Raw genomic sequence first — 13326 nt, 5'->3', positions numbered from 1 at the left:
CGCCGAAACCTCAGCGGGCCGCGCCGGGTTCCGGGGCGCGGATTCGCAGGGCCAGGGCCGGGCACATCCGCACCGACAGCTCGGCGTCCCCTTCCAGAGGTCCGGGCACCGGGATGTCGGGCTCCTCGGGGAAGCCGTTGCGGTCCAGCTGGACCAGTCCGGGCAACAGCTCGGCGCACAGGCCGTGCCCGTCGCAGCGGGACCAGTCCACGAGCAGGCGGGGGTGGGCGGGGGTGTCGTATCCGTCCGGCAGCGGCAGCTCCCCCTTGACCGGCCGCGAACACCCTCCGGTCAGGGAGTGCGTGGACAGGTCCTCGGAGAACACCCGCAGGGCGCTGCGGGCGAACACGGCGCTGCCGTCCGGGTGCGCGCACGCGCCCTTGCCCTCGCCGATCCCGGCCGCGACCAGCACGTCCTCCGGACTGCCCTCCCCGCTGAGCAGCCGCACGAAGGAGTCGGCCAGGGCGGGCATCCCGCGCACGCACGGGCCGCACTGGCCCGAGCTCTCCCTGGCCAGGTAGCGCAGCACCCGCGCGGTCTCGCCCAACGGACAGGTGTCGCCGGTGACCGGCAGGACGATCCCGGCTCCCAGGGTGCCGCCGACCTCGCTCATCCCGTCCCGGGACAGGCGGGCGCGGGACATCTCCTCCCCGGACAGCCACGCTCCGTGGTAGCCGCCGACCAGGACCGCGCGGGCCGAGGACAGTCCGCAGGCCGACAGCAGCCGGGACAGGCGGGTCCCGGCCGCTGTCTCCACGACGGTGTCCCCGCTCACCGAGAGCAGGACCGTCCCCGGCTGGCTCGCGCATCCCTCCTGCGCGTAGCGGTCGGCCCCGCCGATGGCCAGCACCGCCAGTTGGGCGTAGGTCTCGGCGTTCGACAGCAGGGTCGGTAGCCCGGCCACCCCGGACTCGCTGGTCCGGCGCGGCGTGCCCGGGGGCAGCGGTACCCGGCCGTTGATGCCTTGCACGAGCGCGCCCGCCTGCCCGGAGACGAACCGGTCCGGCATCCGCACCACACGAAAGACGGTCCCGGAACCGCGCTCGTCCACGGCGGAGCGCAGCGAGTCCAGTACCGGGTCGGCGGCCCGGGCGCCCTCGTCGGCCACGCCGATCACCACTTCGGGGGAGCCGAGGGCGCGGGCGGCCAGTTCGGCCCCGTCCAGGACCAGGTGCGGCGCCCGGGTGAGCAGCATCCGGTCCTTGACACTGCCGGGTTCGCCCTCGGTGCCGTTGACCACCACCCGGGCCGTGGAGTCGCGTCGCAGGACGGAGGTCTGTACGGCGCGGACCTTGCGCGCGAACGGGAAGCCCGCGCCGCCCCGCCCCCGCAGACTGCCCAGACCGGCCAGGGTGATGAGGTCGTCGGCGCCCAGTTGGGGGAGGGGCCCGTGCAGCTCGCGGTGGGCGGTGTGGTCGACCCGGTGGTGCTGGTCGAGCCCGGCGGTGAGCCGCGGGGTTCCGAGGGTCAGGGTGCGCACGGTCAGCTCCGGGTACGGATCGAGGACCAGAAGGCCAGTTCGTCGTCGGTTTCGCCGCTGACGGCCACTGGTGAGAGGAGTTCGGTGCCGGCCCGGGCCTCGTCGGGTTCGGGGACCGGGCGGACCGTCACGACCAGGCGCACGACCAGCGCGGCGGCGACCGCGAACAGGCAGAGCAGGTAGCAGACGAGCACCCAGCCCGGGGCGGCTCGCCCGGCGGTGAGGCCGTGCACGATCGCCAGCGGCCAGCACAGGTAGGCGCCGAGGTGGACCGTCCGCCAGACCCAGGCGTAGCGGGTCCCGGCGAACCGGCCCCGGTACAGGCTGGTCACGACGACCACCAGGAGCAGGTCGGTGGCGATGATCCCGGTGGCCACGGCGGCGTCCACACCCAGGGGGAGCAGGAGTTGCGCGGGGTTGATCCGGGTGAAGGCCACCTGGAGCACCACGTGGGCGATGAGGAAACCGCAGGAGAGCAGGGCGAGGGAGCGGTGGGCGGCCTGGGACAGCACGCGGTGGCGCGGGGAGAGGACCAGCCGGTCGGCGCAGACCAGGCCCATGACCGCGGTGGCGGTCAGACCGATCAGGGCCAGTACCCCGGAGTAGGTCCAGAGCAGGTTCTGCAGGTGGCGGACGGCCCCCATGTGGTCCGGGGCGGTCAGCGCCAGGAGGGTGTTGGCCAGGAGCAGCCCGGCCAGGAACGACGCCCACAGCCAGGGGCGGTGTCGGCGGGCCGCGCGGTCCCCCAGCGGTCTGCGGGGTGTGGCGCGTTCGGGGCCCCACCGCCGGAGTGGTCCGGGGACCGGCGCCGGGCGGGAGCTGGGCGTGCTGCGGGGGCTACGTGTGCTGCGAGGGCTTCGGAACAAGGCAGGTCCGCCCTTCGGGCATGCGGGGGCACAGCGAGGGAGTGGGGGAGGTGCGCGGGGGATGAAACGGCACCTGGCGGCTGAACGTAGCACCGCCGACCGGGGGTGGGGAGACCCTTTGCGGATTTCTTTACTTTCGGTAGCCACAGGGGTATCCGAAGAAAACTTTTTTCACGCTGGTTATCGCAGATCACTCCCTTAGTACCAACGAGTAATGTCGAGGTTTCCCTGCGGGGCGGGTTTTTCGTGTGCATACTCTCCCCTATCTCCGAGTGGTCACGTTCGGGGAAAGGTCGGATAACTGAGCATTGATTGGGTGTGGTCATGAACCATTACTCGAAGAGTGTCACTGGGGCTGGGCTGGCTGTGTTCTTGCTGGTCACCGCATGCTCTAATGGCGCCGAAGGTGAATGGGAAAGTACGGCGGAGGCCGGTGGTGGCTCCGGATCGAATGGTTACGGTGACGTAGGTTCCGAGGAATCTCACGGCGATCACGAAGTCGGAGCCAAAGGTCAGGCCTCCCTGGAAACCGCAGATGACGCCACTCTTGGAGAGGTGCTCACCGACGGCGACGGTAACGTTCTGTACCTGTTCACCGACGACGCGCCCGCGGAATCCACCTGCCTCGGCGGCTGCGCCGACAACTGGCCTCCGCTGCGCACGAGCGCGGACGCCGCCACCCCCGCGGAGCTCGCCGAAGGGCTGTTCGCCGAACTCCTCGGCTCCATCCCCCGCGAGGACGGGGCTCCCCAGGTCACCTACAACGACTGGCCCCTGTACACCTACACGGGCGACGCCGCCCCGGGCGACACCAACGGCCAGGGCGTGGGCGGCGCCTGGTACGTCCTCGGCCCCCAGGGGCAGATGATCACCGACGCGGCCGCGTACTCGGCCCCCGCGGACAGCGGGGGCGCCGGAGGCGTCGAAGGAACCGGAAGCACAGGGGCCGCCGACGACCCCTACGGCGACGGCGGGGGCGGCTACGGAGGCGGCGACTACCGGCAGCACCCCGCCGGGAGCTGACCCGTGGACGCCCCGGACCGGACCCGCCCCCCGCTCGGCCAGCGACTGCGCTGGCGGTCTCCCCGCTCGATCGAACTCCTGGGCGTGGTCGGTTTCGTCCTGGTCAGCACGCTGACCCTGGTCATGGTCGTGCCCAACGGCGCCACGAGCGCCTCCGGGATCTTCTGGAACGACTGGGTCCAGACCGACTACGGGCCGCTCGGCCCCGCCGACGTCAACGCGCTGGTCGCGGTCCGCCAGGCCGGCCTCTGGGAGATCCCCGTCGGCCAACAGGCCGTGGACCACGCCCAGAGCGAGGTGGTCCGTGACGTGGGCGCGACCCTGGCCGAGGACCACCTGCTCATGGACGAGCAGGTACGGGAGATCGCCGCGATGCTGGACGTTCGCCTGCCCAGCACCCCCAACCGGGAACAGCAGCGCTGGATGGACGAGCTGTCCGGGCTCTCCGGCGCCGAGTGGGACCGGGCCTTCGCCAACCGCCTGCGCTACGCCCACGGCAACGTCCTCGAAGTGCTCGCCGAGGTCCGCGCGGGCACCCGGAACGAACTCGTCCGGACCTTCGTGCAGCACTGCGTGCTCATGGTCATGCGCCACATCAGTCTGCTGGAGAGCACCGGACTGGTCGAGTACGAGTCCCTTCCCGAGCCCCGGCCGCCCGAGCGGCGCCCGCGGCCCTGACTCGACGACGCTCCGACCGAACAGGGCCCCGGCCCGTCGAGGCCGGGGTCGCCCCCGAGTGCGGGGTACCCGTGCCACCCGTCCGCCCGCATCCCCCGAAAAGAGCGCACCAGCAGTGTCCCGCGACCCGCGGTGCCCCCGCCGGTGCCGCGCGTCGCCATCGCACAGAAAGCCGTACGCCACCATGCGCGAACACCCCACACGACCGTCCCGAGGACGGTCGAGTCCCCGCTCCCGAAAGATCACCGCCGTTCTGGCCGCACTGGCCCTCGTTCTCGGCGGCGGCGCCATCGCCACCGCCGCCAACGGGGAACTGGTCACCGGCAGCCTGGTCGGCGCCTGGGAGGGTGACCACCGCAAGGACAAGGGCAAGCACAAGGACCGGGGCAACCCGGAGGAGGGAGCCGAGGACGGCACGGAGGAGAGCCCCGAGGAGGCGCCGGACGACGGCGACGAACACGGCGGTCACGGAGACGGCGAGCACGAGGACGAGCTGGTCATCGGGCCCTTCCCCGAGGACTTCGCCGACATCGGGGAGGCGCCCCCGCGCGACACCGGGCCCGGGTTCGGGGAGGCGGCCTCCACCGGCACCTTCACCGTCGACTGCGGGCGCAACGAGAACGGCTTGTTCAACTCCGAGAACGTGATCGTCGCCCCCGGGGTCGAGCACGGCGCCCAGCACACCCACGACTACGTCGGCAACCAGGACGTCCAGCGCTTCACCGGGGACGTCGGCGCCAACAACCAGATCCTGCTCCAGGGCGAGACCACCTGCCCGGACGGCGACCGCTCCATGCACTTTTGGCCGGTGCTGCGCGACACCACCCGCGAGGGCGAGGACGCCGACCAGTCCGGTGGCGGGCTCGACGGCAACCTCGGCGCGATCCTGACCCCCTCCCAGGTCCGGATCGAGTTCGTCGGCAACCCCCGGGGGCCGGTGGCGGCGATGCCGGAGTTCCTCCAGATCTTCACCGGCAACGCGCGCGCCGCCACGGCGGAGGGAGTCAACGCCAACGCCCAGTGGACCTGTACCGGGTTCGAGGACCGGGCCTTCGGCGACCGGTACCCGCTCTGCCCCCAGGGCCGTGACGTCGTGCGGATCCTGGAGTTCCCCAGCTGTTGGAACGGCCGTGACTTCGAGAGCGAGGACAACCGCTCGCACATCGTCTTCCCCGAGGACGACGGCTCCTGCGCGGAGGGCTTCACCGCCGTCCCCAAGCTGAGCCACACCCTCGTCTACGAGGTGCCCGACGGTCCCAACTTCGCCCTCGACGGCTTCCCGGAGCAGCGCCGGGCCCCCATCACGGACCACTCCGACCACATCAACGTGATGCCGGCCGACCTCATGGACCGGATGGTCGAGTGCATCAACAGCGGACAGGACTGCTGACGGCCTGAATCCTTGGCCTGACCACTCCTGAAGCACGGTCCGAACCGCTGGCGAACCCGCAGGGCGTTGACCCGTGCCCCGGCAGAGGTCTAATCCGCCGGCCCCGGCACGCTGTGACTGTTGTGTGACGAACAGCACCGCGTGTTGGGGCTGGTGGGGCACTTGCCTGCGGTGCAGGGGAAAGCGGCTCCGAACAGTAGTGGAACACTCCCTCTCCAGGTGTGTTTCGGCACGTTGGTGAACCACCTGAATCCCCCGCTGTGCAGCGGAATCAGGCTCTTCGGCGGCACGCGTATAGACCACTGGCCTAGACCAATTGGTCAGTTTCGGCACTCGTCGTTCATGATTCGAGGGATCTCGTCGTTCGAAGAGGAGCCGTTGTGACTGCTGACGTGGGTACTGACGTGGGCGCCGCCCCGACCAACAACGAGGAGCTCGTCTCCTGGGTTCGTGAGGTCGCGGAGCTCACCCAGCCGGACCAGGTCGTCTGGTGTGACGGTTCCGAGGAGGAGTGGACCCGCCTGACCGACGAGCTCGTCGCGCAGGGCACCTTCACCCGCCTCAACCCCGAGAAGCGCCCGAACAGCTTCTACTGCACATCGGACCCGACGGACGTCGCCCGGGTCGAGGACCGCACCTTCATCTGCTCCGAGCGGAAGGAGGACGCCGGTCCCACCAACAACTGGATCGCCCCCGACGAGATGCGCGCCACCTTCGGCGAGGTCTTCAAGGGCTCCATGCGCGGTCGCACCATGTACGTCGTGCCCTTCTGCATGGGCCCGCTGGGCGGCGACATCTCCCAGCTCGGCGTCGAGATCACCGACTCCGCCTACGTCGTCGTCTCCATGCGCATCATGGCCCGCATGGGCTCGGCCGCCCTGCGCCTGATCGAGGAGCGCGGCGAGTTCGTCAAGGCCGTCCACTCCGTCGGTGCCCCCCTGGAGCCCGGCCAGCAGGACGTCGCCTGGCCCTGCAACTCCACCAAGTACATCTCGCACTTCCCCGAGACCCGCGAGATCTGGTCCTACGGCTCCGGCTACGGCGGCAACGCACTGCTCGGCAAGAAGTGCTACGCGCTGCGCATCGCCTCGGTGATGGCCCGCGACGAGGGCTGGCTGGCCGAGCACATGCTCATCCTCAAGGTGACCTCGCCCGCGGGCAAGGCCCACTACGTCGCCGCCGCCTTCCCGAGCGCCTGCGGCAAGACCAACCTGGCCATGCTCCAGCCGACCATCCCCGGCTGGAAGGTCGAGACCGTCGGCGACGACATCGCCTGGATGCGCTTCGACGCCGACGGCCAGCTGCGCGCCATCAACCCCGAGGCCGGTTTCTTCGGCGTCGCCCCCGGCACCGGCGCCAAGACCAACGCCAACGCGGTGGAGACCCTCTGGGGCAACAGCATCTTCACCAACGTCGCGCTCACCGAGGACGGCGACGTCTGGTGGGAGGGCCTCACCGAGGAGGCGCCCGCCAACCTCACCGACTGGAAGGGCCGCCCCTGGACCCCCGAGTCCGGTGAGCCCGCCGCGCACCCGAACTCCCGCTTCACCACCCCGGCCGGCCAGGCGCCGACCATCGCCGACGAGTGGGAGGACCCCGCGGGCGTCCCGATCTCCGCGATCCTCTTCGGCGGCCGCCGCGCCACCGCGGTGCCGCTGGTATCGGAGTCCTTCAGCTGGCAGCACGGCGTCTACCTGGGCGCCAACGTGTCCTCCGAGAAGACCGCGGCCCAGGAGGGCTCGGTCGGCGAGCTGCGTCGGGACCCGTTCGCGATGCTGCCCTTCTGCGGCTACAACATGGGCGACTACTTCGCCCACTGGGTCAAGCTCGGCAAGCAGGCCGACGAGACCAAGCTGCCGAAGATCTTCTACGTCAACTGGTTCAAGAAGAACGCCGACGGCCAGATCGTGTGGCCCGGCTTCGGTGAGAACAGCCGCGTCATCAAGTGGATCGTCGACCGCCTGGAGGGCGAGGCCACCGCGGTCGAGACCCCCATCGGCTACCTGCCGACCGCGGACGGCATCGACACCGAGGGCCTGGACATCTCCGCCGAGGACATGGAGTTCGTCCTCGACGTGGACACCGACGTCTGGAAGCAGGAGGCCGCCCTGGTCCCCGAGTTCTTCAAGACCTTCGGTGACGACCTGCCCAGCGAGCTCTGGGACGAGTACCACGCGCTGCTGAACCGCCTGGAGAAGTAACCTCCGGCGGAGTAGCCGTTCGGGTCGTCCCCACCTTTTCCGCGCAAGGGGACGGCTGACACCCGAGGGGGTGCGAGCACCACGGTGCCGCACCCCCTTCGCCGTGTCCGGGCCCCGGGCCGTCGGTATCTCCAGGGCCGATCCGGGATTGCCCTCCACCATGCTGCCTCCAGCGCGCAAGTTTTCAGAAAAATGACGGAAACTCTTGCAGGAGTGAGTCAGGTCTCATTAGCTTGCCGGGGACACCTCCTTCTCCGAGAGGACCGGGCACCCCCTATGAGACCCCCGTACCACCGGTCCGAGCGCCCCCGCGCCGGACGCAGCCCCGACAGCGCCCCTCCCGCCGCACGCGCGGTACGCGCCGCCGTCCCCGTCCTCGCCGCCACGGCCCTCGCGCTCCCCGTGCTGTTCGGCGCCACGGCGAGCGCCTCCGCCGTCCCGGCCCCCACCGAACCCGCGGGGCAGACTGTGGGCGTGGACCTCACCGCGCAGCGCGCCCACTGGATCGACCGGACCACCGTGCTCTGGCCCGCCGAGGCCGACACGGAGCACACCTACGCCCTGGTCTCCTCCGCCGAGGGGGACCTCGACCTCTCCGAGGGCGTGCTCGGCGGAACCCACCAGACCCTGGACCTGGCCCCCGCCCCCGACGGCCCCACCGACGAGCAGCGAGAAGCCTGGCCCCACCTGGCCGACCTGTCCGCCCTGACCGTCGACGGGGTCGACCTTCCGCTGCTGCGCTCGGCCCTCACCGGGCAGCTCGCCGTCGTGGAACGTGACGGGGAGGGCGCCGTCACCGCCGCGACCGGGGTCCAGATCCCCGGTGTGCTCGACGACGTCTACGCGGCCGCGGCAGAGACCGAACTCGGTGCGGTCTGGGACTCCCGGGGCCGTCCCACGGTGTCCCTGTGGGCGCCGACCGCCCAGTCCGTGAGCCTGGAGCTCTACGACGACCCCACCACGGGCACGTCGCGCACCGTACGCATGCGGCAGGACCACCGGACCGGTGTGTGGTCGGTCAAGGGCCCGGTGAGCTGGTCTGGGCGCTACTACACGTTCGACGTGCGGGTGTTCTCCCCCTCCGCGGACGAGGGCCGCGGGGCCGTGGTGGACAACCGGGTCACCGACCCCTACAGCGTCTCGCTGGCCACCGGATCCACCCGTTCCCACCTGGTCGACCTCAGTGACCCGGACCTGGCCCCGCAGGGCTGGTCCGATCTGGCCAAGCCCGAGGCCGTGCCCTCGCACGCGGCCGCGGTGTACGAACTGCACGTGCGCGACCACTCCGTCTCCGACCCGACGGTGCCAGCCGAACTGCGCGGCACCTTCGCGGCCTTCACCGAGTCCGGCTCCACCGGGATGCGCGAGCTCGCCGACCTGGCCGATGACGGAGTCGACTACGTTCACCTGCTGCCCGTCTTCGACATCGGCTCGGTCCCCGAGGACCCGGCCGACCGTGCCGAACCCCCTTGCGACCTGGACTCCTTCGCCCCCGACTCCGAGGAGCAGCAAGCCTGTATCGCCGAGGTCCGCGGCGAGGACGCCTTCAACTGGGGCTACGACCCGTACCACTACACGGTGCCCGAGGGCTCCTACGCCACCGAACCCGACGGCGCGGCGCGCCTCACCGAGTTCCGCCGGATGGTGGCGGCCCTCAATGACGCCGGGCTGCGCGTGGTGATGGACGTGGTCTACAACCACACCCACCAGGCCGGGCAGGACGAGCAGTCGGTCCTGGACCGGATCGTGCCCGGCTACTACCACCGCCTGGAGGCCGACGGCGGCGTGGCCACGTCCACCTGCTGCCCCAACACCGCACCCGAGCACCTCATGATGGGCAAGCTCGTCGTGGACTCCGTGACCACCTGGGCGCGCGACCACAAGGTCGACGGCTTCCGCTTCGACCTCATGGGCCACCATCCCAAGCAGAACATCCTGGACGTGCGTGCCGCACTCGACGAGCTCACGCTTGAGGAGGACGGGGTCGACGGAGCGTCGATCCTGCTCTACGGCGAGGGGTGGAACTTCGGCGAGGTCGCTGACGACGCCCGCTTCGAACAGGCCACGCAGACCAACATGGCCGGTACCGGAGTCGGCACCTTCAACGACCGGCTCCGTGACGGGGTGCGCGGCGGCGGGCCCTTCGACGAGGACCCCCGCGCGCAGGGCTTCGGCTCCGGCCTGTACACCGACCCCAACGGCTCGCCCGCCAACGGCACCGAGGAGGAGCAGCTCGCGCGGCTGCTCGGTTACCAGGACCTCGTCAAGGTGGGGCTGACCGGCAATCTGCGCGACTACCGGTTCACGGACTCCTCCGGTCGGCGGGTGACCGGCGGCGAGGTGGACTACAACGGAACCCCCGCCGGGTACAACCTCGCACCGGGGGAAGCCGTCACCTACGTGGACGCGCACGACAACGAGACCCTCTACGACGCGCTCGCCTACAAGCTGCCCCAGGACACCCCGATGGACGACCGGGTGCGGATGCAGGCGCTCTCCCTGGGCACGGCGGTGTTCGGTCAGGGCACGGTGTTCGTGCACGCGGGCAGCGAACGGTTGCGCTCGAAGTCGCTGGACCGCAACTCCTACGACTCGGGAGACTGGTTCAACCGGCTGAACTGGGACTGCGGCCAGGGCAACAACTTCGGCGTCGGCCTGCCGCCGGCCTGGGACAACGAGGACAAGTGGGACTACGCCCGGCCCCTGCTCGCCGACCCCGCGCTGGTCGCGGACTGCGCGGCGATCGAGGAGAGCCGTGAGCGCTTCGGCGAGATGATGCGCGTGCGGGCGTCCACTCCGGCGTTCTCCCTGGGTACGGCCGAGGAGGTCCAGGCCCGCGTGACCTTCCCGACCAGCGGAGCCGACGAGCTGCCCGGCGTCGTCACGATGCACGTGGACACCCGGGGCCTGGACGGCGAGTGGTCGTCGGTGACGGTCGTGTTCAACGCGACCCCGGACACCGTCGACCAGGGAGTGGACGCTCTGGCCGGCGGTGCCGTCGCCCTGCACCCGGTCCAGGCCGAGTCCGGTGACGAGACCGTGCGCGCTTCCTCGTTCACCCCGGACACCGGCACCCTGACGGTGCCTCCGCGCACGGTCGCGGTGTTCGTGCAGGACTGACGAGCGATCCGGGCCGGGGAACGCGCTCGTCCCGCGCCCGACCAGGACTGCCGCCGCCCCGGGCCCTCCCGGGGCGGCGGCCGCCATCCGTTCGGCCTGCTGTGGCGGCTCGGCCGAGAAGTGTGTCCGGGCAGGTCAGGATATCTGCGCAAAGACACCGGCCGACCGTGGGAACGTCCCGGTGAAGCTTTTCCGTTTCCCCGGAACGGCGCTGTGTCCCGTGCTTAGGATGATCCGTCCTCCTGCCGAGACCACCTGGGAAAACTCATGTTCACGCTGTTCGTCGTCCTCGCCGTCCTGACCGCCATGGTCGGCGGGGCGGTGCTGGCCGCCCGGCGCTTCCGGATCACCGACGACTTCTCCGGCGGAGCTGTGGGCGTCATCATCGCCCCCTGCGTGCTGTCGCTGTACCTCGTGGCCGCGGCCATGTCCGTGGTCATCGGCTGGGAGGAGTACAAGACCGCCGAGGACGAGATGATCGCCGAGGCCGGTGCGGCCCAGGCCCTGTACTGGAGCAGTACCGCGTTTCCGGGCGAGGAGGGCGAGGCCGTGCGCGGCCACCTGCGCACTTACCTGGAGACGGTCCTCGAGGACGACTGGCCGCTGATGGAGACCCAGGGGGAGCTCAGCCGCGTCGGTGACGACGACCTCGCGGCCCTCGCGGCGTCGGTGCGGGGCCTGTCGGTGTCCGACACCGGAGACGGCCTGGACCGGCTGACCGCCCGCCAGGAGGTCACCAAGCTCAGCGACGCGCGGAACCAACGCGCCGACGCCGCCGAGAACCAGATCCCCCCGGCCCTGCTGGCGGTCTCGGCGCTGTCGGCACTGGTCGTCGCGGTGCTTCCGTTCGCCATGATCAAGTCGGGAGCCGGGACCGCCTACTTCTGGGCCGGGGTGAACCTGGTGTTCGTCTTCGGCACCATCGTGATGCTGTTCTTCATGGGGAACCCGTACAGCGGTGTCCTGGCCAACGACTCGGAGGTGATGGAGGAGGCGGTGGTCGGCTTCGACCGGGCGGACCTGACCCTGGAACGCCCCTAGCCCGGGCCGACCGGCGGTCCCCGACCCCCCCTGAAAACGGAGGGGACGGGCACCGTGGCCGGGCCCAGCGCTACTCGCAGGCGCGGGCGGCCATCGCGCGGCTCGCACCGGTGGCGGCACCGGCGGCGACGATCGCGACGACCGCCATCGTGCGCATCGGGGTGAACGCCGAAGCGGACTCGGCCGGAGCGGGCACCGCGGCGTCCACCAGGAGTTCCCGCTGCACGGCGGCCGGAGGTTCGGCGGGCGGTCCGGTGGTTGGGGTTTCGGCGGGAGGTCCGGTGGCTGGGGCCTCGACGGGCGCCGGCGAGGCCTCCGGTGCGGACTCGGGCAGCTCCCGGGCGGCCTCTGGTTCCGGTTCGGCCGGAGCGCGTTAGGGCACGGGGCCGGCTTCGGGCCCGACGGGTGCCGACTCGACCGGCGCGGGCTCGAACGGGGCCGCCGGGGGCGCCTCCCGGCTCTGTGGCGGCGCAGGGTCCACCCGGGCCGGTGGCTCCGGAACGGGCGGTGCTGGAGCGGGCGGCTCGGGAGCGGGGGGTGCCGGTGGCGGCTGGGGGCAGTTCGGCGCCTGCCCCGCGTGCACGACCACCCTAACCCCGTTGGCGCACACCAGGACGTGCGACCCGGGTCGGACGTCGACGTGCGCGCCGGGGGTGTCCACCCGGGTCCCTCCGGGGTTGACGTCCACCCGGTTGACCCCGTCATCGACGTACACCCCCGACGGCCCCACCTCCACCCTGGGTTCCGTCTGCCGGGCGAACGCCGGAGCGGATCCGCAGGCGAGCACGAGCGCACTCGCCGCCACCGCCGCGAAGAGGACGGAGGCCCCCTTGCGCGCACGCCGGTTCCGGAACGGCGGTGGGCGCCGATCCGAAAGGCAGGGCGGTGACTCCTCGTGGCGTGGAATGTTCACATGGTGATCGTAGGGGGTGTGTGCGGTCCCCAGGCGCGGAATCAACCCGCTCCCAGGCCTGTCGGTTCGGTTCGCGGACTCGGCGAAGGTGTGCGCGCACTACCTCGGTCCGCGGCGACAGGGCGGTACCTCGCACCAGGTTTGCAGGATGCCCTGGTCAGGGGATCCGCGGGTGAATACTCACAGTGATCGTGGAAGGGCGAGGGGCTGCCAGGTGAGACAGGTCCTCGCTGCGATCGAGAAACGGTGAACGGTGCGGAACACTGTGCCTACGGTGTCCAGTGGTCGGCGGAGGGCGAGGCCCATGCCGGGACCGTGGCCGAGTTTCCGCCCCTGTCCTGGGTCGCTTCCGGGAGCTAGGAGGCATTCGAGGGTATTCGTCAGCTCGCGGCCGACACGGTGGAGGCCATGGTCGCCACCGGTGAGGAGCCACCACTGCCGACCGTGGAGCGCGCCCAATCGGGGAAGTCCCAGGTCCGTGTTCCCCCGGAACCGCACCGGCACCTCGTGACCGAGGCGGCGGAGCAGAGCGTCCCCCCAACCGGTCGGCGGCCATGAGACTGGCGACACGGAGCGGAACAGGAACAGACGGGGAGGCACGGACGGCGAGCGGT

The 13326-nt window shown here is 71.0% G+C and carries 11 protein-coding genes; 7 read left to right on the top strand and 4 right to left on the bottom strand.

Annotation, left to right across the window (positions count from 1 at the left end):
* Positions 1-10: 10 nt before the first annotated feature.
* Both NE857_RS30320 and NE857_RS30315 read right to left on the bottom strand, forming a co-directional pair.
* The gene (locus tag NE857_RS30320) at positions 11-1480 is read right to left on the bottom strand and encodes an NADH-quinone oxidoreductase subunit NuoF family protein (RefSeq protein ID WP_254418705.1); all 1470 of its coding nucleotides are present in this window, start codon (positions 1478-1480) and stop codon (positions 11-13) included.
* Between the two features lie 2 nt (positions 1481-1482).
* Positions 1483-2346, bottom strand: coding sequence for a hypothetical protein (locus NE857_RS30315; RefSeq protein ID WP_254418704.1), 864 nt, complete (start codon positions 2344-2346; stop codon positions 1483-1485).
* Between the two features lie 324 nt (positions 2347-2670).
* On the opposite strand from NE857_RS30315, the gene NE857_RS30310 reads away from it, so the two are divergent.
* From NE857_RS30310 to NE857_RS30285, 6 genes are all read left to right on the top strand, one after another.
* Entirely contained in the window at positions 2671-3369 is a 699-nt protein-coding gene (locus NE857_RS30310) for a COG4315 family predicted lipoprotein (RefSeq protein WP_301184275.1), read from the top strand.
* Between the two features lie 3 nt (positions 3370-3372).
* Positions 3373-4047, top strand: a complete 675-nt coding sequence (locus NE857_RS30305; RefSeq protein WP_184366392.1) for a DUF4142 domain-containing protein — start codon at positions 3373-3375, stop codon at positions 4045-4047.
* Positions 4048-4231: 184 nt separating this feature from the next.
* A complete protein-coding gene (locus tag NE857_RS30300; RefSeq protein WP_254418702.1) occupies positions 4232-5437 on the top strand; it encodes a DUF1996 domain-containing protein in 1206 nt (401 codons plus the stop codon).
* A 392-nt stretch (positions 5438-5829) separates the two neighbouring features.
* Positions 5830-7638, top strand: a complete 1809-nt coding sequence (locus NE857_RS30295) for a phosphoenolpyruvate carboxykinase (GTP) (protein WP_184372398.1) — start codon at positions 5830-5832, stop codon at positions 7636-7638.
* A gap of 276 nt (positions 7639-7914) precedes the next feature.
* Positions 7915-10758 (top strand): pullulanase-type alpha-1,6-glucosidase, encoded by a 2844-nt coding sequence (pulA, locus tag NE857_RS30290; protein ID WP_254418701.1) that lies wholly within the window; start codon positions 7915-7917, stop codon positions 10756-10758.
* Positions 10759-11025: 267 nt separating this feature from the next.
* Positions 11026-11799 (top strand): bestrophin-like domain, encoded by a 774-nt coding sequence (locus tag NE857_RS30285; protein ID WP_254418700.1) that lies wholly within the window; start codon positions 11026-11028, stop codon positions 11797-11799.
* A 70-nt stretch (positions 11800-11869) separates the two neighbouring features.
* Here NE857_RS30285 and NE857_RS30280 read toward each other — a convergent pair whose 3' ends face one another.
* Both NE857_RS30280 and NE857_RS30275 read right to left on the bottom strand, forming a co-directional pair.
* A complete protein-coding gene (locus NE857_RS30280; RefSeq protein WP_254418699.1) occupies positions 11870-12025 on the bottom strand; it encodes a hypothetical protein in 156 nt (51 codons plus the stop codon).
* 147 nt (positions 12026-12172) lie between these two features.
* Complete coding sequence (locus NE857_RS30275; protein ID WP_254418698.1) at positions 12173-12712, bottom strand: hypothetical protein; 540 nt, start codon at positions 12710-12712, stop codon at positions 12173-12175.
* A gap of 408 nt (positions 12713-13120) precedes the next feature.
* Between NE857_RS30275 and NE857_RS30270 the strand changes: the two genes are divergently transcribed.
* A complete protein-coding gene (locus tag NE857_RS30270) occupies positions 13121-13270 on the top strand; it encodes a toxin-antitoxin system HicB family antitoxin (protein WP_254418697.1) in 150 nt (49 codons plus the stop codon).
* Positions 13271-13326 lie beyond the last annotated feature (56 nt).

Origin of the sequence: Nocardiopsis exhalans (genome assembly GCF_024134545.1) — a bacterium.
GTDB classification, from domain to species: Bacteria; Actinomycetota; Actinomycetes; order Streptosporangiales; family Streptosporangiaceae; genus Nocardiopsis; species Nocardiopsis exhalans.
This window is presented reverse-complemented; position numbering and strand designations above follow the sequence as displayed.

Coding starts and splice junctions, on each gene's coding strand:
- NE857_RS30310 (WP_301184275.1), top strand. CDS start 2,671: ATGAACCATTACTCGAAGAGTGTCACTGGGGCTGGGCTGGCTGTGTTC.
- NE857_RS30300 (WP_254418702.1), top strand. CDS start 4,232: ATGCGCGAACACCCCACACGACCGTCCCGAGGACGGTCGAGTCCCCGC.
- pulA (WP_254418701.1), top strand. CDS start 7,915: ATGAGACCCCCGTACCACCGGTCCGAGCGCCCCCGCGCCGGACGCAGC.
- NE857_RS30285 (WP_254418700.1), top strand. CDS start 11,026: ATGTTCACGCTGTTCGTCGTCCTCGCCGTCCTGACCGCCATGGTCGGC.
- NE857_RS30270 (WP_254418697.1), top strand. CDS start 13,121: ATGGTCGCCACCGGTGAGGAGCCACCACTGCCGACCGTGGAGCGCGCC.